Origin of the sequence: Micromonospora sp. CA-244673 (assembly GCF_050948395.1) — a bacterium.
In the GTDB taxonomy this organism is placed as follows: domain Bacteria; phylum Actinomycetota; class Actinomycetes; order Mycobacteriales; family Micromonosporaceae; genus Micromonospora.
In genome coordinates this window covers 1,244,984-1,265,954 of the sequence record NZ_CP192019.1, presented here as the reverse complement: position 1 = coordinate 1,265,954, position 20,971 = coordinate 1,244,984, and the positions used below count along the sequence as shown (strand labels likewise).

Sequence of the window (20,971 nt, the reverse complement as noted above, 5' to 3'; positions counted from 1 at the left end):
TCCTCTGCTCATCCGCCGTGCGGATAGTACAGAGGGGACGCCTCCTCCCTCGTCCTCCGGTCGCCGCACCACCACCGACCGAAGGTTGCGCCCTGAAAGTTTTCATGCATAGAGTCAGGACGTGAATGAAAGCGGTGCGGCACCCACCGACCGCCTGCTCGACCTCTTCCACGGCGTCCGGCTCACCCCGACCCAGCGCCGCATCGCGCATTGCCTGGTCCAGCAGGCGGGCGCGGCGGCGTACCTGTCCGCGGCGGAGGTGGCCGAGCTGGCCGGGGTCAGCCAGCCGTCGGTGACCCGGTTCGCCATGGCGCTCGGGCACGACGGCTACCCCGCCCTGCGCCGCCGGCTGCGCGAGCTGACCGCCACGGGCGCCACCGACCCGGCCGACGCCGGCAACGCGCTGCAGCGGGCGGTCCACGCCGAGATGGGCAACCTCGACCGGCTCGCCGGGCAGCTCGCCGACGCGCGGCGCATCGCCGAGGTGGGCAAACTGCTCGCGGCCAGCCGCCCGCTGCCGGTGCTCGGTCTCCGCGCCGCCGCACCCCTCGCGGCGTACTTCGCGTACTTCGCCGCGAAGGTGCACCCGGACGTGCGGGTCGTCGACGACGGGGGCAGCCTCCTCGCCGACCGGCTCGAACAGGCCGCCGCGGCCGGGGCGCGCGCGCTGCTCGCGTTCGTGCTGCCCCGCTACCCCCGGGAAACCCTGGACGCGCTGCGCGAGGCCCGCGACGCCGGGCTGACCGTCGTGGCCATCACCGACTCCCCGGTGAGCCCGGCCACCGACCACGCCGACGTGGTGCTGCCCGCCGCCGTCGGCACCGACCTGGTCTTCGACCTGCACACCGCCCCCATGACCCTGGCCATGGTGGTGCTCCAGGCGATCTGCGACGCCACCCCCGCCGAAACCCAGGCCCGGCTCGAGGCGTTCGAGTCGTCCGCCACCCGTCGCCAGTTGTTCCTCGGCTGAGAGGAGTAGGACATGCACCAGCCCGTCCGCGCCGCCCGCGGCACCGCACGCACCGCGAAGGGGTGGCCCCAGGAGGCCGCGCTGCGGATGCTGATGAACAACCTCGACCCGGAGGTGGCCGAGCGCCCCGAGGACCTGGTGGTCTACGGGGGCACCGGCAAGGCGGCCCGGGACTGGCCGTCGTACCACGCGCTGGTCCGGACCCTGACCGACCTGCGCGACGACGAGACCATGCTGGTGCAGTCGGGCCGCCCGGTCGGCGTCATGCGCACCCACGAGTGGGCGCCCCGGGTGCTGCTGGCCAACTCGAACCTGGTCGGCGACTGGGCCACCTGGCCGGAGTTCCGCCGGCTCGAGGCGCTCGGCCTGACCATGTACGGGCAGATGACCGCCGGTTCCTGGATCTACATCGGCACCCAGGGCATCCTGCAGGGCACCTACGAGACGTTCTCGGCGGTCGCCGAGAAGCGGTTCGGTGGCAGTCTGGCCGGGACGCTGACGCTGACCGCGGGCTGCGGCGGGATGGGCGGGGCCCAGCCCCTGGCGGTCACCATGAACGGCGGCGCCTGCCTGATCGTCGACGTGGACCGCGGCCGGCTGGAGCGCCGGGCGCACGACCGCTACCTGGACGAGATCGCCGACTCGCTGGACGACGCGGTCGAGCGGGCGCTCGCCGCCAAGCGGGACCGCCGGGCGCTCAGCGTCGGTGTGGTCGGCAACGCCGCCGCCGTCTTCCCGGAGCTGCTGCGCCGGGGCGTCGCCATCGACATCGTCACCGACCAGACCAGCGCGCACGACCCGCTGTCGTACCTGCCGGAGGGGGTGGAGCTGGCCGACGCCCGGGACTACGCGGCGACGAAGCCGGCCGAGTTCACCGACCGGGCGCGGGCTTCGATGGCGAAGCACGTCGAGGCGATGGTCGGCTTCCTCGACGCCGGCGCCGAGGTCTTCGACTACGGCAACTCCATCCGCGGCGAGGCGAAGCTCGGCGGGTACGAGCGGGCCTTCGACTTCCCCGGCTTCGTGCCGGCCTACATCAGGCCGCTGTTCTGCGAGGGCAAGGGCCCGTTCCGCTGGGCGGCGCTCTCCGGCGACCCAAAGGACATCGCGGCCACCGACCGGGCCATCCTCGACCTGTTCCCCGAGAACGAGTCCCTCGCCCGGTGGATCCGGATGGCCGGTGAGCGGGTCGCCTTCCAGGGCCTGCCGGCCCGGATCTGCTGGCTCGGCTACGGCGAGCGGGACAAGGCCGGGGTGCGGTTCAACGAGATGGTCGCGTCCGGCGAGCTGAGCGCGCCCGTGGTGATCGGCCGGGACCACCTGGACTGCGGCAGCGTGGCCAGCCCCTACCGGGAGACCGAGGCGATGGCCGACGGCTCCGACGCGATCGCCGACTGGCCGCTGCTCAACGCGCTGGTCAACACCGCCAGCGGGGCGTCCTGGGTGTCGATCCACCACGGCGGCGGGGTGGGCATCGGCCGGTCCATCCACGCGGGGCAGGTCTGCGTGGCCGACGGGACCGCCCTCGCCGGGCAGAAGATCGAGCGGGTGCTCACCAACGACCCCGCCATGGGCGTCATCCGGCACGTCGACGCCGGCTACGACGACGCCCGCGAGGTCGCCGCGCGCACCGGCGTCCGGGTGCCCATGGCGGAGGGCACGGCGTGAGCGATCTCGCCGTCCGGTTCCGCAAGCTCTGGGACGAGATCGCGCCGGTCGGGCGGGACGCCGGCAGCGGCGGTTACCTGCGCTACGCGCTCACCGAGCCGGAGCGCAGACTGCGGGCCTGGTTCCGGGAGCAGGCCGGGCAGCGCGGCATGCCGGTCACCGAGGACGGCAACGGCAACCTGTTCGCCTGGTGGGGCGACCCGGTGGCCGGGGACGCGGTGCTCACCGGCAGCCACTTCGACTCGGTGCCGCACGGCGGGGCCTACGACGGGCCGCTCGGCATCGTGAGCGCGTTCCTGGCCGTGGACGAGCTGCGGGCCGCCGGGGTCACCCCGGTCCGGCCGGTGGCGGTGGCCGCGTTCGTCGAGGAGGAGGGCGGCCGGTTCGGCGTGCCCTGCCTGGGGTCGCGGCTGCTCACCGGGGAGATCGCGGTGGAGCGCGCGGCCGGGCTGCGCGACGCGGCGGGGGTGAGCTTCGCCGAGGCGCTGGGCGACCGGCCGGCGGGCGCCGACCCCGGCCTGCTCGGCCGCTTCGCCGCCTTCGTGGAGCTGCACGTCGAGCAGGGCCGCGCGCTGGTCGATCTCGACACGCCGGTCGCGGTGGCCAGCGCCATCTGGCCGCACGGCCGCTGGCGCTTCGACTTCCACGGCGAGGGCAACCACGCGGGTACGACCCGGATGGCCGACCGCCGCGACCCGATGCTCACCTACGCGTTCACGGTGCTCGCGGCGAACAAGGAGGCCCGGCTGCGCGACGCGCACGCCACCGTGGGCCGGGTGGCCGTCGAGCCGAACGCCACCAACGCCATTCCGTCGAGGGTGACCGGCTGGCTGGACGCCCGGGCGGCCGAACCGGAGACGCTGGACGGCCTCGTCGAGGCGGTCCGGGCCAAGGCCGCCGAGCGGGCGAAGCGGGACGGCACCGAGCTGACCTGCACCGAGGAGTCGGCCACCCCGCTGGTGGCCTTCGACGGCGGGCTGGCCGGCCGGCTGGCCGCCCTGCTCGACGCGCCGGTGCTGCCCACCGGCGCCGGGCACGACGCCGGGGTCCTCGCCGCGCACCTGCCGACCGCGATGCTCTTCGTCCGCAACCCGACCGGGGTGTCGCACTCCCCCGCCGAGTCCGCCACCGACGCCGACTGCGCGGCCGGGGTGACCGCCCTGGCCCGGGTGCTGGAGGAGCTGGCATGCCGCTGACCCGCTGGCTGGCCGAGTACGCCTGGCTGCCCGACCACGCCGAGCCCACCCCCGACGTGCTCATCGAGGCCGAGGCCGGGCGGATCACCGCGGTCACCCCGCTGGTCGGCGGCGGCGCGCCGCCCGCCGGGGTCGAGGTGCTCGGCGACGCGGCACGCCTGCCCGGGCTCACCCTTCCCGGCCTGGCCAACGCCCACTCGCACGCCTTCCACCGGGCGCTGCGTGGGCGCACCCACGGCGGGCGCGGCGACTTCTGGAGCTGGCGGGACGTCATGTACGACGTGGCGGCCCGGCTCGACCCGGACTCCTACCTGGCCCTGGCCCGCGCCGCGTACGCCGAGATGGCCCTCGCGGGGATCACCTGCGTCGGCGAGTTCCACTACCTGCACCACGGCCCGGAGGGCAAGCCGTACGCCGACCCGAACGCCATGTCGGCAGCGCTGGTCGAGGCGGCCGCGCACGCCGGGATCCGGCTCACCCTGCTGGACACCGCGTACCTGACCGCGAGCGTCGACGGCGCGGAACTGGTCGGGACGCAGCGCCGGTTCGGCGACGGCGACGCGCTGCGCTGGGCGGAGCGGGTCGACGCGTTCCGCCCCGAGAACGACCACGCCCGGGTGGGCGCGGCCATCCACTCGGTTCGCGCGGTGCCCGCCGAGCAGCTCGCCACCGTGGCCGGCTGGGCCGACCGCAACGGGGTACCGCTGCACGTGCACCTCTCCGAGCAGCCGGCCGAGAACGACGCCTGCCGGGCCCTGCACGGCTGCACCCCGACCCGCCTGCTGGCCGACCACGGGGTGCTCGGCCCGCACACCACGGCGGTGCACGCCACCCACCCGACCAGCGGCGACGTCGCGTTGCTCGGGGAGAGCCGGACCGGCGTGTGCCTGTGCCCCACCACCGAGCGGGACCTGGCCGACGGGATCGGGCCGGCCCGGCGGATGGCCGAGGCGGGCACCCCGCTCAGCCTGGGCAGCGACAGCCACGCCGTGGTGGACCTCTTCGAGGAGGCCCGCGCCGTGGAGCTGGACGAGCGCCTGCGCACCCGGAAGCGGGGGCACTTCAGCGCCGCCGAGCTGGTCACCGCGGCCACCGTCGCGGGGCACGCCGCGCTCGGCTGGGGCGACGCGGGCCGGCTGTCGGTCGGCGACCGGGCCGACCTCGTGACGGTACGGCTGGACAGCGCCCGGACCGCCGGGGTGCCGCCGGTCGGCGCGTTCTTCGCGGCCACCGCCGCCGACGTGACGCACGTGGTGGTCGACGGGCGGACGGTCGTGGCCGACGGCCGGCACCAGAGCGTGGACGTACCCACCGAGCTGCGGCACGCCATCCGGGAGGTGACGTCATGAGCCAGGGCGAGTGGCAGCACCGCCCGGTGCGACCGGGCGACCCGGTGCGGCCGGCGCCGCGCCACACCGGCAGCCTGCTGGTCGACAACATCGGGGAACTGGTCACCAACGACACGGGCGGCGAGGGCGGGCCGCTGGGCATCCGGCGGGACGCCGCCGTGCTGGTCGAGGACGGGCAGGTGGCCTGGATCGGGCCGGCCCGGTACGCGCCGGCCGCCGACCGGCGGATCGACGCCGAGGGCGCGGCCGTGCTTCCCGGCTTCGTGGACAGCCACGCCCACCTGGTCTTCGCGGGCGACCGGGCCGCCGAGTTCGCCGCCCGGATGGCCGGCGAGCCCTACACCGGGGGCGGCATCCGGACCACCGTCGGCGCCACCCGGGCCGCCTCGGACGACCAGCTGCGGGACACCGTCCGGCGGCTGCGCGACGAGGCCATGCGGCAGGGCACCACCACCGTCGAGATCAAGAGCGGGTACGGGCTGACCGTCGCCGACGAGGCCCGCTCGCTGCGGATCGCCGCCGAGTTCACCGAGGACACCACCTTCCTCGGCGCGCACGTGGTCCCCGCCGAGTACGCCGACCGCCCCGACGACTACGTGGGCATGGTGTGCGGGCCGATGCTGGCCGCCGCCGCGCCCCACGCGCGCTGGATCGACGTGTTCTGCGAGCGGGGCGCCTTCGACGTGGACCACGCCCGGGCGATCCTCGCCTGCGGGCAGGCCGTCGGGCTCGGCGTGCGGGTGCACGCCAACCAGCTCGGTCCCGGGCCGGGCGTGCAGCTCGGCGTGGAGCTGGGCGCGGCCAGCGTGGACCACTGCACCCACCTGACCGACGCCGACATCGACGCGCTCGCGTCGCACCGGGTCGGCTGCATGTGCCCGGACGGCCGGCACACCACCACCGTGGCCACCCTGCTGCCCGGCGCCGAGTTCTCCACCCGTTCGCCGTACCCGGACGCGCGCCGGCTGCTCGACGCGGGCGTCACCGTGGCGCTCGCCACCGACTGCAACCCCGGGTCGTCGTACACGTCGTCCATGCCGTTCTGCATCGCCCTCGCCGTACGCGAGATGCGGATGACCCCGGCGGAGGCCGTGTGGGCCGCGACGGCCGGCGGGGCGGCGGCGCTGCGCCGCGACGACGTGGGGCGGCTCGCGCGGGGCGCGCGGGCCGACCTGATGATCCTCGACGCCCCGTCCCATCTGCACCTGGCCTACCGGCCGGGTGTTCCGCTGATCCGCCAGGTTCTGCACAACGGAGTGCCGCAATGTCGACCGTAGTCATCCAGCCCACCGGGATCTCCCCCGCCGACGTGCTCGCCGTGGCCCGCGGCACCGCCAAGGTCGTCCTCGACCCCGCCACGGTGGAGGCGATGGCGACCAGCCGGTCCATCGTGGACGGCATCGAGGCCGCCGGCCGGCCCGTGTACGGCGTCTCCACCGGGTTCGGGGCGCTCGCCAACACGTTCGTCGCGCCGGAGCGGCGGGCCGAGCTCCAGCACGCGCTGATCCGCTCGCACGCCGCCGGGGTGGGCGCGCCGATGCCCCGCGAGGTGGTGCGAGCCATGATGCTGCTGCGGGTACGCTCGCTCGCCCTCGGCCGCTCCGGGGTCCGCCCGCTGGTCGCCGAGGCCCTCGTGGACCTGCTCAACCACGAGGTCACCCCGTGGGTGCCCGAGCACGGCTCGCTCGGCGCCTCCGGCGACCTGGCGCCGCTGGCGCACTGCGCGCTGGTGCTGCTCGGTGAGGGCTGGGTGCTCGGCCCGGCCGGCGACCGGATCCCGGCCGGCGACGCGCTGCGCCGGGTCGGGCTGGAGCCGGTGGAGCTGGCCGCCAAGGAGGGGCTGGCGCTGATCAACGGCACCGACGGCATGCTCGGCATGCTGCTGCTGGCCGTCCACGACGCCCGGCACCTGTTCGCCATGGCCGACGTGACCGCGGCGCTGGCCATCGAAGCCATGCTCGGCTCGGAACGGCCGTTCCTGCCCGAGCTGCACGCCATCCGGCCGCACCCGGGCCAGGCCGCCTCGGCCGCGAACATCCACAAGCTGCTGCAGAACTCGGCCGTCATGGACTCGCACCGCGACGACCTGGCGCACGCGGTGCAGGACGCCTACTCGATGCGCTGCGCGCCGCAGGTGGCCGGTGCCGCCCGGGACACCCTCGACTTCGTCGAGGTGGTGGCCGGGCGGGAGCTGCTGTCGGTCGTGGACAACCCGGTGGTGCTGCCGGACGGGCGGGTCGAGTCGACGGGCAACTTCCACGGCGCGCCGCTCGGCTTCGCCGCCGACTACCTGGCCATCGCCGCGTCCGAGGTGGGCGCGATCGCCGAGCGCCGGGTGGACCGGCTGCTCGACGTCACCCGCTCCCGGGAGCTGCCGGCGTTCCTCTCCCCCGACGCCGGGGTCAACTCCGGCCTGATGATCGCCCAGTACACGGCCGCCGGGATCGTCGCGGAGAACCGCCGGCTCGCCGCACCCGCCTCGGTCGACTCGCTGCCCACCAGCGGCATGCAGGAGGACCACGTCTCGATGGGCTGGGCGGCGACCAAGAAGCTGCGCACCGTCCTGGACAACCTGACGAGCCTGCTCGCCGTCGAGCTGCTGGCCGCCGTGCGCGGGCTCCAGCTCCGCGCCCCGCTGACCCCGTCGCCGGCCGGCCGGGCCGCCCTGGCCGCGCTCGGCGAGGCGGTTGGCGAGCCGGGGCCGGACGTGTTCCTCGCCCCGCTCATGGAGGCGGCGCGTGAGGTCGTGGGCGGGCCCGGGCTGCGCGCCGCCATCGAGCGCGAGGTCGGCCCGCTGGGCTGACCGGAGGTGGCGGTGTCCGGCCGGTCCGGGCACCGCCACGACGTGCCGTCAGGCAGCCGGCGGGAGCACCTTGGCGACCAGCTTGGCCAGCTCGCGCAGCGCCTTGCCCCGGTGGCTGACCGCGTCCTTCTCCTCGGGGGTCAGCTCCGCGTTGGTCCGCTCCTGCCCGTCGCCCAGGAAGATCGGGTCGTAGCCGAAGCCGCCGTCGCCGCGCGGGGCGCGCAGCAGGCGGCCCGGCTGCCGGCCGTCGACCAGGTGCTCCTTGCCGCTGGGCAGCACCAGCGCCACCGTGCAGACGAAGGCGGCACCCCGGTGCTCGTCCGGCAGGTCGGCGATCTGGTCCAGCACGAGCTGGAAGTTGGCCCGATCGTCGCCGTGCCCGCCGGCCCAGCGGGCGCTGAACACGCCCGGCATGCCGTTGAGCGCGTCCACCGCCAGGCCCGAGTCGTCGGCGATGGTCGGCAGGCCCGTCCGCCGGCAGCCCTCCCGGGCCTTGATGAGCGCGTTCTCGCCGAAGGTGAGGCCGGACTCGGGCAGCTCCGGGTATTCCTCGACGTCGTCCAGGCCGAGCAGGGCGATCCGGTGGGCGCCGAGGGCGCCGTCGAGGATCCGCTGGAGCTCGACGAGCTTCTTCCGGTTGCGGGTGGCCAGGAGCACGCTGTTCATGTTCAACGCCTTCCGCTGCGCGTCAGCCAGTTCATCAGTTCAGTGCCTTCCGCTGCGCGTCGGCCAGGTCCAGGCAGCCTGCCACGCCCAGGTCGAGCAGGGCGTCCAGCTGCTCCCGGGCGAAGATGCCGGCCTCGCCCGTCCCCTGCACCTCGACGAAGTCACCCGTCCCGGTGCAGACCACGTTCATGTCGACCTCGGCGGCCACGTCCTCCTCGTAGCAGAGGTCGAGTCGGGGCTCGCCGGCGATGATGCCGACGCTGACCGCCGCCACCGACCGGTGCATCACCTTGTCCACCTTGCCGGCCAGGGCCTTGCGCTCGGCGAGCCAGGTCACCGCGTCGTGCAGCGCCACGTACGCGCCGGTGATGGCGGCCGTCCGGGTGCCGCCGTCGGCCTGGAGCACGTCGCAGTCGAGCACCACCGAGTTCTCGCCGAGCGCCTTGAGGTCGACGCACGCCCGCAGGCTGCGGCCGATGAGCCGGGAGATCTCGTGGGTCCGGCCACCGACCCTCCCCTTGACGCTCTCCCGGTCGGAACGGGTGTTCGTGGCCCGGGGCAGCATCGCGTACTCGGCGGTCACCCAGCCGAGCCCGGAGCCCTTGCGCCAGCGGGGCACGCCCTCCGTCACGCTGGCCGTGCACAGCACCCGGGTCGCCCCGAACTCGACGAGCACCGAGCCCTCCGGGTGGGTGCTCCAGCCCCGGGTCAGGGTCACCGGTCGGAGTTGGTCGGGCCGCCGCCCGTCAGGTCGCGCCATGCCTGCACCCTATGCGGTGGCGTGATCGAACCGCCCCCGGGTGCCTGGGAAGCGGGTCGGCGTGGTCAGACCTCGTAGGAGGCGCCGGCGCGGACCACCTCGAGCGGCCCCGTGTACGCCCCGGCCGCCGACTCCACCGTGTGCGACTCGCTGCCCCAGGCGGGGACGAGGTGGGTGAGCAGCAGCCGGCTCACACCCGCCTTGGTGGCCGCCTCGCCGGCCTCCCGGCCGGTCAGGTGCAGGTCCGGTGGGTTGTCCACGCCGTCCATGTAGCTGGCCTCGCACAGGAACACGTCGGCGCCCTGGGCGAGGCGCAGCAGCGCGTCGCAGGGGGCGGTGTCCGCCGAGTAGCAGAACACCCGGCCGCCGTGCTCCAGCCGCACCCCGTACGTCTCGACCGGGTGGTTCATCCGGTCGACGGTGACGGTGAACGGACCGATCGGGAAGGTGCCCGGCTGCAGGCCGTAGAACTGGTAGACGTCCTCCACCGTGCCTTCTTCCTGCCCGTACGCGCTCGCCAGCCGGTCGGGAGCGCCGGAGGGGGCGTACATCGGCAGGGGCGGGTACGGGCCGTCCGGCGCGTACCGGCGCACCACCACGTAGGACACCGCGTCGAACATGTGGTCGCAGTGCAGGTGGGTGAGGAGGATGGCGTCGGGGGCGTGCAGCCCGGCGTAGCGCTGGAGCGTGGAGAGCGAACCCACCCCGAAGTCGATCAGAAGCCGGAACCCGTCGGCCTCCATGAGGTAGGCGGAGCAGGGAGACTCGGGCCCGGGGAAGCTGCCCGCGCACCCCAGGACGGTCAGTCGCATCCGGTCGCCTCGATCTCACGCTCGGTAGTCGACACGCCGGCGGTCGCTCCGCCGATGATCTCTACCGACGCGTTCGCCACGCTGCGCAGCCTACGCGTCGGCCCGGTCGGGCAAGAATCATCTGCCGGAAGTTGTCATCAACGTGACACCCGCACACGTCCGGTCCCGGGTGGTGACGGTCGGTACGGTCAGCGGCGTGCGCGGACCGGACCGACCGTCCAGCCGTCAGGCCCAGAGCTGCCCCTCCAGGGCGTCCTCGGCGTCCGGCAGGGTGCCGCCGTACGCGCCGGTCGACAGGTACTTCCAGCCGCCGTCGGCGACCACGAAGGCCACGTCGGCGCGGCGGCCGTCGCGGACCGCCTCGTGCGCCACCGCGAGGGCGGCGTGCAGGATCGCCCCGGTGGAGAAGCCGGCGAAGATCCCCTCCACCTCGACGAGCTGCCGGGTCCGCAGCACCGCGTCCCGGGTGCCCACCGAGAAGCGCCGGGAGAGCACCGTGGCGTCGTACAGCTCGGGCACGTAGCCCTCGTCGATGTTGCGCAGCCCGTAGACCAGCTCGCCGTAGCGGGGCTCGGCGGCGACGACCTGGATGCCGTCGACCTTCTCCCGCAGGTAGCGCCCGGTGCCCATCAGGGTGCCGGTGGTGCCCAGGCCGGCCACGAAGTGGGTGATGGTCGGCAGGTCGTGCAGCAGCTCCGGCCCGGTGGTCTCGTAGTGCGCCCGGGCGTTCGCCTCGTTGCCGTACTGGAAGAGCATCACCCAGTCCGGATGGTCGGCGGCGATCTGCTTGGCGGTGGCGACGGCCTGGTTCGAGCCGCCCGCCGCCGGTGAAAAGATGATCTCGGCGCCGTACATCCGGAGCAGCTGCACCCGTTCGGTGGAGACGTTCTCCGGCATCACACAGACCAGCCGGTAGCCGCGCAGCTTGGCCACCATGGCAAGCGAGATGCCGGTGTTGCCGCTGGTCGGCTCCAGGATCGTGTCACCCGGGCGGAGCCGGCCCGCCTCCTCGGCCGCGCGGACCATGAACAGGGCAGCGCGGTCCTTGATGCTGCCGGTCGGATTCCGGTCCTCCAGCTTCGCCCACAGCCGCACCGGCGGCGCCCCGTCAGGGACCGTCGGCGAGAGCCGCGGCAGCCCGACCAGGGGCGTACCGCCGCTGGCGTCGAGCAGGCTGTCGTACCGTGCCATGCCGCCCGCCCTCAGCGGGTGGCGACGGCCGCGCGGTGCCCGGCGATCGCCGCCGCGGCAGCGAACCCGAACGCGCCACCGGCCACGGCCGGCAGGATGGTGACGCTGTCGCCGTCGTTGAGCTTGGCGTCGAGCGCGCCGAGGAAGCGGACGTCCTCGTCGTTGACGTAGACGTTGACGAACCGGTGCAGCGCGCCGGCGTCGGTCACCAGCCGGGCCCGCAGGCCGGCGTGCCGGGAGTCCAGGTCGGCGAGCAGGTCGCCCAGGGTGTCGCCGCCGCCCTCGACGACCTTCGCGCCGCCGGTGTAGCTGCGCAGGATGGTGGGGATGCGAACCTCGATGGCCATGATGTCTCGTGCTCCTTGTTCGGGTCGTGCCAGGTGACGGGAAGAGAAAAGGTGTGCCGGCGCTGGAAGATCAGCGGTCGGAACACTCGTAGTCGACCGTCGCCGGGCTCTGCCCGAACATGTAGGACTGGACGGCGTGCGGGTCCACGGCAGCCACGATCTCGACCGGCTCCTCGGTGACCACGCCGTCGACGATCCGGAAGGAGCGGATCTCCTCGGTGTCGGGCTCGCGGGTCGAGACGAGCAGATAGTGCGCGCCCGGCTCCCCGGCGAAGGAGACGTCCGTGCGGGACGGGTAGGCCTCCGTCGCGGTGTGCGAGTGGTAGATGACGACCGGCTCCTCGTCGCGGTCGTCCATCTCCCGCCACACCCGCAACTGCTCCATCGAGTCGAACTCGTAGAAGGTCATGGAGCGGGCGGCGTTGTCCATGGGGATGTGCCGGGTCGGGATGTCGCTGCCGGCGGGACCGGCGACCACGCCGCACGCCTCGTCCGGGTGGTCCCGACGCGCGTGGGCCACGATCGCGTCGATGATCGACCGGTCGATGCTCAGCACGCCGCCAAGCCTAGCCCCTGGCCGTCCCGGGTTGCGAGGTGGCGGCCGTCACCACTCAGTCGATGAGGGCGTTGAGCAGGGATTCCTGGAGATAACCCAGGTACGCGTAGACCGACAGTTGGAACACCCGCGACGAGGTGGGGTCCTCGGCGACCGCGTCGTCCAGCTCCTCACCCAGGTCGGTGCCGTCCTTGATCTCCAGCCGCACGCCCATGGCCAGCCGGGCGTCGTTGAGCGCGCGCAGCCACGCCTCGGCCGCCTCCGCGTCGAGCCGCACCTCGCCGCCGGCCTCGCCGTCGGGCAGCGCGGCCAGGATCGCGCCGGCCTGGTCGATCTTGGCGGTCTTGAGGTCGCCCTCGGTGTAGCGGCGGAACTCGGCGCTGCCCGCCACGTCGTCCGGATAGACCTCGGGGAAGAGCCGGCCGACCACCGGGTCGCCGTGGTCGAAGCCGTCGGTGAGCAGCCCGACCACCTCGGAGGCGACCTTGCGCAGCACCCGGACCTCGTCCACCGCGAAGGTGGCCACGTAGCGGTCGCCCTGCCGGCGGAACATGCTCATGACCGGTCCACCGTCGCCCAGAGGCCGTACGCGTGCAGTTGCGACGCGTCGTGCTCCATCCGCTCCCGGGCGCCGCTGGAGACGACCGCCTTGCCCTTGTGGTGCACGTCCAGCATGAGCTGCTCGGCCTTCTCCCGGCTGTATCCGAAGAGCTTCTGGAACACCCAGGTCACGTACGTCATGAGGTTGACCGGATCGTCCCAGACGATGGTCACCCATGGCCGGTCGGAGACCGGCACCTCTTCGGTGTCCGGCGTCTCGACCGGCGCAACCTGTGGAGCCGCCATGCCCCCCATCGTGCCACCGGATCCGGGGAACCGATGAACCGGAACGGCGCGGCGGTCGGGATCACCCGCCCGGGCCGCGTGCGACGACCGCGGCTGCCGTGCGGCGGCCCCGGCCTCAGGCGAGCAGGATGCCGTGGTCGACAGCATCGGTAAGGACCGCGCCGAGCGAGAGGCGGATCACCTCGAAGCGACGGGAGACCTGGCGGGACAGCTCCAGCTCGACCTCGCGCAGCGCCCGCTGCGCCCAGGACCGGGCCGCGTTCGGGTCGGCGTTGCCGGGCGCCCGCCAGTGCTGCCAGCACCCGCCGTTGAGGGCCACCCCGACGGGCGGGAGCGCCTCGTCGCGCGCGCCGCCGGGATAGCCGGCCAGCGCGTCGAGAGCCCCGGCGCCGGCCAGCCCGGCCACCCCGGCGGTGCTCGTGACGAGGAGCACGCGGTCCAGGTCACGGCCGTCCGGGTGGTCGGCCAGGCCCCAGCGGACGGCGTGCACGATCCGCCGGCGTACGCCCTCGGCCAGCGGCGCGCCGAAGACCCGGGCGGCCGCGTCGTCGACGATGCCGCGGACCGCCTCGTCGCACTGCGCGGTGGCGAGCAGCGACAGCGCCTCCATCTCGCGGTCGAGCAGCTGCGGCAGGCCCGCACAGCCGACCCCGAAGACGATCTCCTGCACGACGCGGAGGTGGATGTTGGCCAGCTCCAGGGCGAGGTGCTGGCGGATCCGCTGGGCGCAGGAGCGGGCCTGGCGGTCGATCCGCTGGGTCAGGTCGGCCGGCTCGGAGCCGGCCACCACGGGCACCCGGCCGTGCGCGCCGGGCGGCTCCGGCGGGCGGGAACTCGCCCGGCGCAGCCCCTCGTCGGCGGCCCAGCCGACCAGCGCGCGGCGCAGCACCGAGTGCTCGCCCTGCCGGACCGGGAACCAGCGGGCCTGGGCGAGCGCGGGCACCGCGGCCAGCAGCGCGGCCCGGTGCGCCGCGACGGAGACCTCCACGGCGTCGTAGCGGCGGGCGGCGGGGCCGGACGGGCCGGACGGGCCGGCCGACGACCCGGACGCCCCCGTGTCCTCCGTCGTCGCGCCGTCCGCCGGCGCCGCCCAGCCGGCCACGCCGGGGGTGACGGCGAAGAACACCTCGACCCGGGTGCGCGCCACCTCGGCCAGCAGGTGCAGCTCGGCCGCGCTGAACGCCTGGTCGGCGGAGATCACGAAGAGCAGGCCCCCGGCCCGGCCCGCCGCGTCGAGCAGCACCCGGCCGCCGGCCACCCCGAGGGTGCCGGTGTCCGGCGTGTCGAGCACGGCGAAGTGGCGCAGCAGCGGGTCCGGCAGGCTCAGCTCCACCCGGCGCGGCGGGCGGGCGAGGGCCGGGCCGGCGGCGAGCGGGTCGGCGCGGTAGGAGTGCGGCTGGCGGTAGCCGGGCACGTACGCGGCCCGGGTGGGCACCTTGGCGTGGTGGACCAGGAGGTGGCTGCCGGCGGGCACGGCGAGCATCCCGGGATCCAGGTCGAGCACGCCGGCGAGCAGCTCGCGGCGGCCGGCGCCGGCCGGACCGGTGACCACGACGCCCAGCGGCTCGTCGGGCCCGGGCTCGGTCACCCCGAGCCGGGTCGGCAGCGGGGCACAGCGGGGCGGCCCGGGGTGGCCGCCGGGTTCGGGCACGTCGACCGAGGGGAGTGGACCTGGCTTCATCAGGCGGCCTCCCGTTCAGGCGACCGGGTTGCGGTCCGGTCGCGTGGAAACTCCCTGGTCACAGGGGGATGCCGGAAGACTACGGCTGTCGCGGATCCGACAGCGAACACATCCGGTACTCACGAGTAATCGACAGATTACTCAACTTCGCTGCGTGACGGTGTACACGCGGACGGAACACCATCGATATGCTGCACCGATGAGTCGGTGGGACTTCGTCGGCCGAACGGATGAGCTCAACCGTCTGTTGTCGGCGGTCGGCGGTCCGGAGGGACGCGGGCTGCTCTTCAGCGGCAACGCCGGGGTGGGCAAGAGCCGGCTGCTGCGGGAGGGGGTGGCCGCACTCTCACCCGACCGCTACGCGATCTGGTCCGTGGCGGCCAGCGCCACGACCGCCGCGCTGCCGTTCGGCGGGCTGGTCCAGGTGCTGCCGGCCACGCAGCCGCAGGGACTCTCCCCCGCCGGCATCCTGCGCTGGGCGGTCGACGTGCTCCAGGAGCAGGCCGCCGGCCGGCCGATCGTGCTGGCGATCGACGACGCGCACCTGCTCGACCCGCCGTCGGCGGCCCTCGTGCACCTCGTCGCCCGCTCCGAGAACGCCACGGTGCTCGGCACCCTGCGCAACGGCGAGCAGATCCCGCTGCCGATCCGCGCCCTGTGGACCGACGACCTGGTCGACCTGGTCGAGCTGGCGCCCCTCGGCCCGGACGAGACCACCGGGCTGCTCGCCGCGATCCTCGGCGGGCCGGTCGACGCCGGTTCCTCGGAGCGGCTGCACCGGCTCTCCGCCGGCAACCCGCTGCTGCTGCGCGAGCTGGTGCTGGCCGCCTCCGGCGGCGACGAGCTGAGCAAGACGTACGGGATCTGGAAGTGGACCGGCCGGCTGGAGCTGGCGCCCAGCCTCACCGACCTGATCGACACCCGCATCGGCCAGCTCACCCCCGGCGTGCGCGCGGTCGTCGAGCTGGTCGCGTTCGGCGAGCCGCTCGGCCTGCAACTGCTGGAGCAGGCGGTCGACCCGGCCGACGTGGAGGTCGCCGAGGAGCGCGGCCTCATCTCCATGGTGCGCGACGACCGGCGGCTCAACGTGCGCCTCGCCCACCCGCTCTACGGCGAGGTGATGCGCCGGCACTGCCCGGTCAGCCGCACCCGGCGCCTCCAGGCCACCCTTGCCGGGCTGCTCGAACGTGTCGGCAAGCGGCGCCGCGACGACCTGCTGCGGGTCGCCGTCTGGCGGCTCGACTCGGGCACGGCGCAGGACCCGGCCCTGCTGCTCGACGCGGCCGCCCAGGCCTTCGGCCGGTACGACGTGCCGCTGGCCACCCGGCTGGCCCGTGCGGCGCTGGACGGCGAGGGCGGCTCGGACGCGGCGGAGCTGCTCGCCACGATCCTCATGTTCGCCGACCGGCCGGACGAGGCCATCGAGGTCCTCGACCAGGTGGCCGGGGCCATCCAGGACGACCGGCGACGCGGCCGGTGGCTGACCGCCCGCGGCATGGTCAGCTACTGGGGGCTGAGCCGGGAATCCACGGTGGAGGAGATCGCCGCGCGCGGCGCCGAGCTGACCGACCCCGCCGACCAGGCCCGCGTCCGCGCCTTCGAGGCGATCATGCGGCTGCACCGGCTGGACACCGACACGGCGGTCCGGCTGGCCCAGGCGGTGCTGGACCGGCCGGCGGCCCCGATGGCGGCACGCGAGCTGGCCCGGTGCACCCTCGCGCACCTCCAGGCCGCGCAGGGGCAGTACCGGCGCAGCGCCACCGCGATCGCCCGGGTACAGGCCGAGGCGGCGTGCTGGCGGGGCGACATGCCCTACCTCCAACTCGCCATGGAGCTGGCCCGGGGCACCCGGCTCGCGCTCTCCGGCGACCTGGCCGGCATCGACGCGATCGTCGCCGACGAGTTCGCCGACCTGGCCGGCGCCGGGGACTTCCGGCTCGGCACCGGCTACCTGGCCATCCTCCAGGCGTACGCGGCGCGGCTGCGCGGGCGCGGCGACGAGGCGCTGAAGACGAGCCTCGGCGCCTGCGCCGTGCTCGCCACCAGCCGGGTCTACGCCGGCCTGGCGCACGCCGAGCGCGCCCAGGCGGCCGCGCTGCGCGGCGACGCCACGCACGCGGCGGAGGCGATGGCCGAGGCGGACCGGACCCACGCGCCCGGGATGGCGGTGCTCTACCCGTGGCTGGAGCAGGCCCGGGGCGCGGTGCACGCGGCGGTCGGCGACCTGCCGGCGGCCACCAAGCACCTCACGGCGCTCGCCGACCGGCTGCGGGAGGACGGCCTGGCCGGGCACGAGCTGCTGGTCCTGCTCGACCTGGTCCGCTTCGACCAGGCCACCGCGTCGATCGGGCCGACCTGCACCGACGGCGGGCGGCGGACCGTGGCGCAGCGCCTGACCGAGCTCTCCGAGCAGGTCGACGGGCTGCTGCCGCCGCTGGTGGCCCGGTACGCCCGCGCCGCCGTCGACGGCTGCCCCGACGACCTGCTGGCGGTGGCCGACGGCTTCGCCGCCCGGGAGCTGACCGTCTACGCGGCCGAGGCGACCGCCATGGCGCTGCACCGGATGCGCGGCGGCCGGCCCGGTGCGACCGGCCCGGCCCGCGAGCGCCTCGCCGAGCTGCTCCGCCGCTGCGACGACGTGTCCACGCCGGCGCTGCGGCTGCTCCGTCCGACACTGAGCGAGCGGGAGTGGGAGATCGCCCGGCTCGCCGCCGACGGCGTGACCAGCCGCGTGATCGCCGAGCGTCTCTTCCTCTCCACCCGCACGGTGGAGAACCACCTCCAGCGGGTCTACAGCAAGCTCGGCGTGGCCGGCCGCGCCGAGCTGCGGGCCGCGTTGCGGTCGATGCCGGGCCACGACGGCGCGGATCCGGCCTGAACTCTAGGCTGAGGCGGTGAGCACCCTTCGCCCCGCGCTGCTGACCGACCACTACGAGCTGACCATGGTCAGCGCCGCACTGCGGGACGGCACGGCCGACCGTCGGTGCGTCTTCGAGGTGTTCAGCCGGCGGCTGCCGGCCGGCCGCCGCTACGGCGTGGTCGCCGGGACGGGCCGGCTGATCGACCTGATCCGCGACTTCCGGTTCGACCTCGACGAGGTCGACTTCCTGCGCCGCACCGGCGTGGTGGACGACCGGGCCGCCCAATGGCTGGCCGACTACCGCTTCACGGGCGACGTCGACGGGTACGCCGAGGGCGAGCTGTTCTTCCCCGGCTCCCCGATCCTCACCGTCTCCGGCACCTTCGCCGAGTGCGTGGTGCTGGAGACGCTGGCGCTGTCGGTGCTCAATCACGACTGCGCGGTGGCCGCCGCGGCGGCCCGGATGGTCACCGCCGCCCGCGGCCGGGCGCTGATCGAGATGGGCTCCCGCCGGGCCCACGAGGAGGCCGCGGTGGCCGCCGCCCGGGCCGCGTACCTGGCCGGGTTCCGGTTCACCTCCAACCTGGCCGCCGGCCAGCGCTACGGCATCCCTACGGCCGGCACCGCCGCGCACGCGTTCACCCTGCTGCACGACGACGAGCGGACCGCGTTCGCCTCCCAGGTCGCCACGCTGGGCAAGGACACCACGCTGCTGGTCGACACCTACGACATCAGCCAGGGCATCCGCAACGCCATCGCGGTGGCCGGGCCGGACCTGCGCGCGGTGCGCATCGACTCGGGCGACCTCGCCGTGATCGCCCAGCAGTCCCGCGAACTGCTCGACTCGCTCGGCGCCACCGAGACGAAGATCATCGTCTCGGGCGACCTCGACGAGTACGCCATCGCCTCGCTCGCCGCCGAGCCCGTCGACATGTACGGCGCGGGCACCGCCGTGGTGACCGGCTCGGGCGCCCCCACCGCCGGCCTGGTCTACAAGCTGGTCGAGGTGGAGGGGCGCCCGGTGGTCAAGCGCTCCGAGCACAAGGCCACCATCGGCGGCCGCAAGGTGGCCGTCCGCCGGCACAAGCCGACCGGCACCGCCACCGAGGAGGTCATCGTGCCGCAGGGCGTGCCGGACCGGCAGCCCAACGACCGGTTGCTCCAGCGCTCGTTCGTCGTCGAGGGCGAGCCGGTGGCGCTGCCCACGCTCGACGAGTCCCGGGAGCACCTGCGGGAGTGCCTGATCTCCATCCCGTGGGAGGGGCTCAAGCTCTCCGGCGGCGACCCGGCCGTCCCGGTGACCGTCGTACCCGCGAGCTGAGAGGACCGACATGGCCAACGCCTTGATCATCGTGGACGTGCAGAACGACTTCTGCGAGGGCGGCTCCCTGGCCGTGACCGGCGGGGCAGGGGTCGCCGCCGGCATCACCCGGCTGCTCGCCGCCGAGCCCGAGCGCTGGGACCACGTGGTCGCGACGAAGGACTTCCACATCGACCCCGGCGCGCACTTCGGTGACCCGCCGGACTACGTCGACTCCTGGCCCCGGCACTGCGTGGTGGGCACCACCGGCTCCGAGTTCCACCCCGACCTGGCGACCGACCGGGTGGAGGCGATCTTCCACAAGGGCGAGCACGCGGCCGCGTACTCGGGTTTCGAGGGGCACGCCGGCGACGGCGAGTGCCTGGCCGACTGGCTGCGCCGGCACGACGTCGACCGGGTCGACGTGGTCGGCATCGCGACCGACCACTGCGTGCGGGCCACCGCGCTGGACGCCGCCCGGGAGGGCTTCGCGACCACCGTGCTGCTGGACCTGACCGCCGCCGTCGCGCCCGACACGCTGGACGTGGCGCTGCGGGCCTTCGACGGCGCCGGGGTCACCATGGTCGGCGAGCCTGTGATCAGGGCCGCTTGAGCGGGTAATCGGTTGCGGGTGTCGTACCCCCGGCCCAGGATTGCGGCCGGAGGTACGGACCGTCGTGAACTTGAAACCTTACCGGGAGGCGCTCGCCCTGCCCGGTCTCCGGTCGTTGCTGCTGATCTCGGTGCTGGCGCGCATCCCGCTCACCGCGACCGGCGTGACGCTCACCTTCCACGTCGTGCTCGACCTCGGTCGCGGCTACGGCGCGGCCGGGCTGGTCGGCGCCGCCTCCACCGTCGGGGCCGCGCTCGGCTCCCCGCTGCTCGGCCGGCTGGTCGACCGGCGCGGCCTGCGGCCGGTGCTGCTGCTCACCACCGTCGCCGAGGGCGTCTTCTGGGCCAGCGCGCCGACCCTGTCGTACGCCGTGCTGCTGCCCACCGCGTTCCTGGCCGGGCTGTTCGCGCTGCCGGTCTTCTCGGTGGTCCGCCAGTCGGTCGCCGCGCTGGTGCCCGCCGAGCGGCGCCGGCCCGCGTACGCGCTCGACTCGATGTCGGTGGAGCTCTCGTTCATGGTCGGTCCCGCGCTGGCCGTGGCCATGGCCGCCGCCGTGTCGCCCCGGCTCACCATGTGGGCGGTCGGTGCCGGGATCGTCGCCTCCGGCATCTGCTTCTGGTTGCTCGACCCGCCGACGCGCGCCGCCGACGAGCCGGCCGGCCCGGCCCCCAAGGTGCCCCGCCGGGAATGGGTCACCCCCCGGCTGCTCGCCGTGCTGGCGGTCAGCCTGGCCGCCACCCTGGTGCTCGGTGGCACCGACGTCGCGGTGGTCGCCGTGCTGCGCGAGGGCGGCGAGGTCGGCTGGACCGGCGCCGTCCTGGCCATGTGGGCGGTCGCCTCGCTGGTGGGCGGCTTCGCGTACGGGGCGGTCACCCGCTCGCTCTCCCCGCTGGCCCTGGTGGCGGCGCTGAGCCTGACCACCATCCCGGTCGGGCTGGGCGGGTCGCACTGGTGGCTGCTCTGCCTGGCGCTCGTCCCGGCCGGGGCGCTCTGCGCGCCCTCCATCGCCTCCACCTCGGACGCGGTGAGCCGGCTCGCGCCGGCCGGTGTCCGCGGCGAGGCCATGGGCCTGCACGGCTCGGCCGTCACCGTCGGCATCGCGCTCGGCGCGCCGCTGGCCGGCGCGGTGATCGACGCCTCGGCGCCGGCCTGGGGATTCGCGGTCACCGGCGCGATCGGCGTGCTCGTCGCCCTCGCCGTCCTCCCGATCGAACTCCGCCACCGCCGCGCCGCGGCTGCCACCATGGACCCCGAGCCCGAACTCGCTCCCGCCGTCCCCTGAGCCGCCTCGCCCTCGTGTGAGGGACGACGAAAGCCCCCGCAGCCGGGCGCGGTCCGGCGACGGGGGCTCCG

Annotated in this window: 19 protein-coding genes; 10 read left to right on the top strand and 9 right to left on the bottom strand. The window is 74.7% G+C overall.

Features of this window, described 5'->3' with window-relative positions:
* The first annotated feature begins 121 nt into the window (after positions 1–121).
* The 6 genes from ACQP12_RS06120 to hutH are packed head-to-tail and all read left to right on the top strand — an operon-like array spanning position 122 to position 7,986.
* Complete coding sequence (locus ACQP12_RS06120; protein WP_357937762.1) at positions 122–970, top strand: MurR/RpiR family transcriptional regulator; 849 nt, start codon at positions 122–124, stop codon at positions 968–970.
* Between the two features lie 12 nt (positions 971–982).
* Entirely contained in the window at positions 983–2,638 is a 1,656-nt protein-coding gene (hutU, locus tag ACQP12_RS06115; RefSeq protein ID WP_433285730.1) for a urocanate hydratase, read from the top strand.
* Positions 2,635–3,834, top strand: coding sequence for an allantoate amidohydrolase (locus tag ACQP12_RS06110; RefSeq protein WP_433285728.1), 1,200 nt, complete (start codon positions 2,635–2,637; stop codon positions 3,832–3,834). The genes hutU and ACQP12_RS06110 overlap by 4 nt, the downstream gene beginning before the upstream one ends.
* Positions 3,831–5,183, top strand: a complete 1,353-nt coding sequence (locus ACQP12_RS06105; RefSeq protein WP_433289143.1) for a formimidoylglutamate deiminase — start codon at positions 3,831–3,833, stop codon at positions 5,181–5,183. The genes ACQP12_RS06110 and ACQP12_RS06105 overlap by 4 nt, the downstream gene beginning before the upstream one ends.
* The gene (gene hutI, locus ACQP12_RS06100) at positions 5,180–6,460 is read left to right on the top strand and encodes an imidazolonepropionase (RefSeq protein ID WP_433285726.1); all 1,281 of its coding nucleotides are present in this window, start codon (positions 5,180–5,182) and stop codon (positions 6,458–6,460) included. Before ACQP12_RS06105 ends, hutI begins: the two co-directional genes overlap by 4 nt.
* Complete coding sequence (gene hutH, locus ACQP12_RS06095) at positions 6,448–7,986, top strand: histidine ammonia-lyase (RefSeq protein WP_357937770.1); 1,539 nt, start codon at positions 6,448–6,450, stop codon at positions 7,984–7,986. Before hutI ends, hutH begins: the two co-directional genes overlap by 13 nt.
* A 48-nt stretch (positions 7,987–8,034) precedes the next feature.
* Here hutH and rdgB read toward each other — a convergent pair whose 3' ends face one another.
* The 9 genes from rdgB to ACQP12_RS06050 form a co-directional block, all read right to left on the bottom strand.
* Entirely contained in the window at positions 8,035–8,652 is a 618-nt protein-coding gene (gene rdgB, locus ACQP12_RS06090; protein WP_433285724.1) for an RdgB/HAM1 family non-canonical purine NTP pyrophosphatase, read from the bottom strand.
* 34 nt (positions 8,653–8,686) lie between these two features.
* Positions 8,687–9,412, bottom strand: coding sequence for a ribonuclease PH (gene rph, locus ACQP12_RS06085; protein ID WP_357937774.1), 726 nt, complete (start codon positions 9,410–9,412; stop codon positions 8,687–8,689).
* Between the two features lie 65 nt (positions 9,413–9,477).
* On the bottom strand, positions 9,478–10,224 hold the full coding sequence (locus tag ACQP12_RS06080; RefSeq protein WP_433285722.1) for an MBL fold metallo-hydrolase: 747 nt from the start codon (positions 10,222–10,224) through the stop codon (positions 9,478–9,480).
* 225 nt (positions 10,225–10,449) lie between these two features.
* Positions 10,450–11,415, bottom strand: coding sequence for a PLP-dependent cysteine synthase family protein (locus ACQP12_RS06075; protein WP_433285720.1), 966 nt, complete (start codon positions 11,413–11,415; stop codon positions 10,450–10,452).
* 11 nt (positions 11,416–11,426) lie between these two features.
* Positions 11,427–11,762 carry a MoaD family protein gene (locus ACQP12_RS06070; protein WP_433285718.1) on the bottom strand — a complete coding sequence of 112 codons (336 nt, stop codon included), beginning with the start codon at positions 11,760–11,762 and terminating at the stop codon, positions 11,427–11,429.
* 70 nt (positions 11,763–11,832) lie between these two features.
* The gene (locus ACQP12_RS06065) at positions 11,833–12,318 is read right to left on the bottom strand and encodes a M67 family metallopeptidase (protein ID WP_357937782.1); all 486 of its coding nucleotides are present in this window, start codon (positions 12,316–12,318) and stop codon (positions 11,833–11,835) included.
* A 55-nt stretch (positions 12,319–12,373) separates the two neighbouring features.
* Positions 12,374–12,877, bottom strand: coding sequence for a DUF2017 domain-containing protein (locus tag ACQP12_RS06060; RefSeq protein ID WP_357078644.1), 504 nt, complete (start codon positions 12,875–12,877; stop codon positions 12,374–12,376).
* A complete protein-coding gene (gene clpS, locus ACQP12_RS06055; protein WP_091269570.1) occupies positions 12,874–13,164 on the bottom strand; it encodes an ATP-dependent Clp protease adapter ClpS in 291 nt (96 codons plus the stop codon). Before clpS ends, ACQP12_RS06060 begins: the two co-directional genes overlap by 4 nt.
* Positions 13,165–13,279: 115 nt before the next feature.
* Positions 13,280–14,845, bottom strand: a complete 1,566-nt coding sequence (locus tag ACQP12_RS06050; RefSeq protein WP_433285715.1) for a hypothetical protein — start codon at positions 14,843–14,845, stop codon at positions 13,280–13,282.
* Between the two features lie 199 nt (positions 14,846–15,044).
* Here ACQP12_RS06050 and ACQP12_RS06045 point away from each other — a divergent pair, with 199 nt between their 5' ends.
* The 4 genes from ACQP12_RS06045 to ACQP12_RS06030 are packed head-to-tail and all read left to right on the top strand — an operon-like array spanning position 15,045 to position 20,900.
* Entirely contained in the window at positions 15,045–17,723 is a 2,679-nt protein-coding gene (locus ACQP12_RS06045; protein WP_357937785.1) for a LuxR C-terminal-related transcriptional regulator, read from the top strand.
* A gap of 16 nt (positions 17,724–17,739) precedes the next feature.
* Positions 17,740–19,026 carry a nicotinate phosphoribosyltransferase gene (locus tag ACQP12_RS06040; protein WP_433285713.1) on the top strand — a complete coding sequence of 429 codons (1,287 nt, stop codon included), beginning with the start codon at positions 17,740–17,742 and terminating at the stop codon, positions 19,024–19,026.
* Between the two features lie 10 nt (positions 19,027–19,036).
* Positions 19,037–19,618 (top strand): isochorismatase family protein, encoded by a 582-nt coding sequence (locus ACQP12_RS06035; RefSeq protein WP_357937789.1) that lies wholly within the window; start codon positions 19,037–19,039, stop codon positions 19,616–19,618.
* A 40-nt stretch (positions 19,619–19,658) separates the two neighbouring features.
* Positions 19,659–20,900 (top strand): MFS transporter, encoded by a 1,242-nt coding sequence (locus ACQP12_RS06030; protein ID WP_433285711.1) that lies wholly within the window; start codon positions 19,659–19,661, stop codon positions 20,898–20,900.
* Positions 20,901–20,971: the final 71 nt, after the last annotated feature.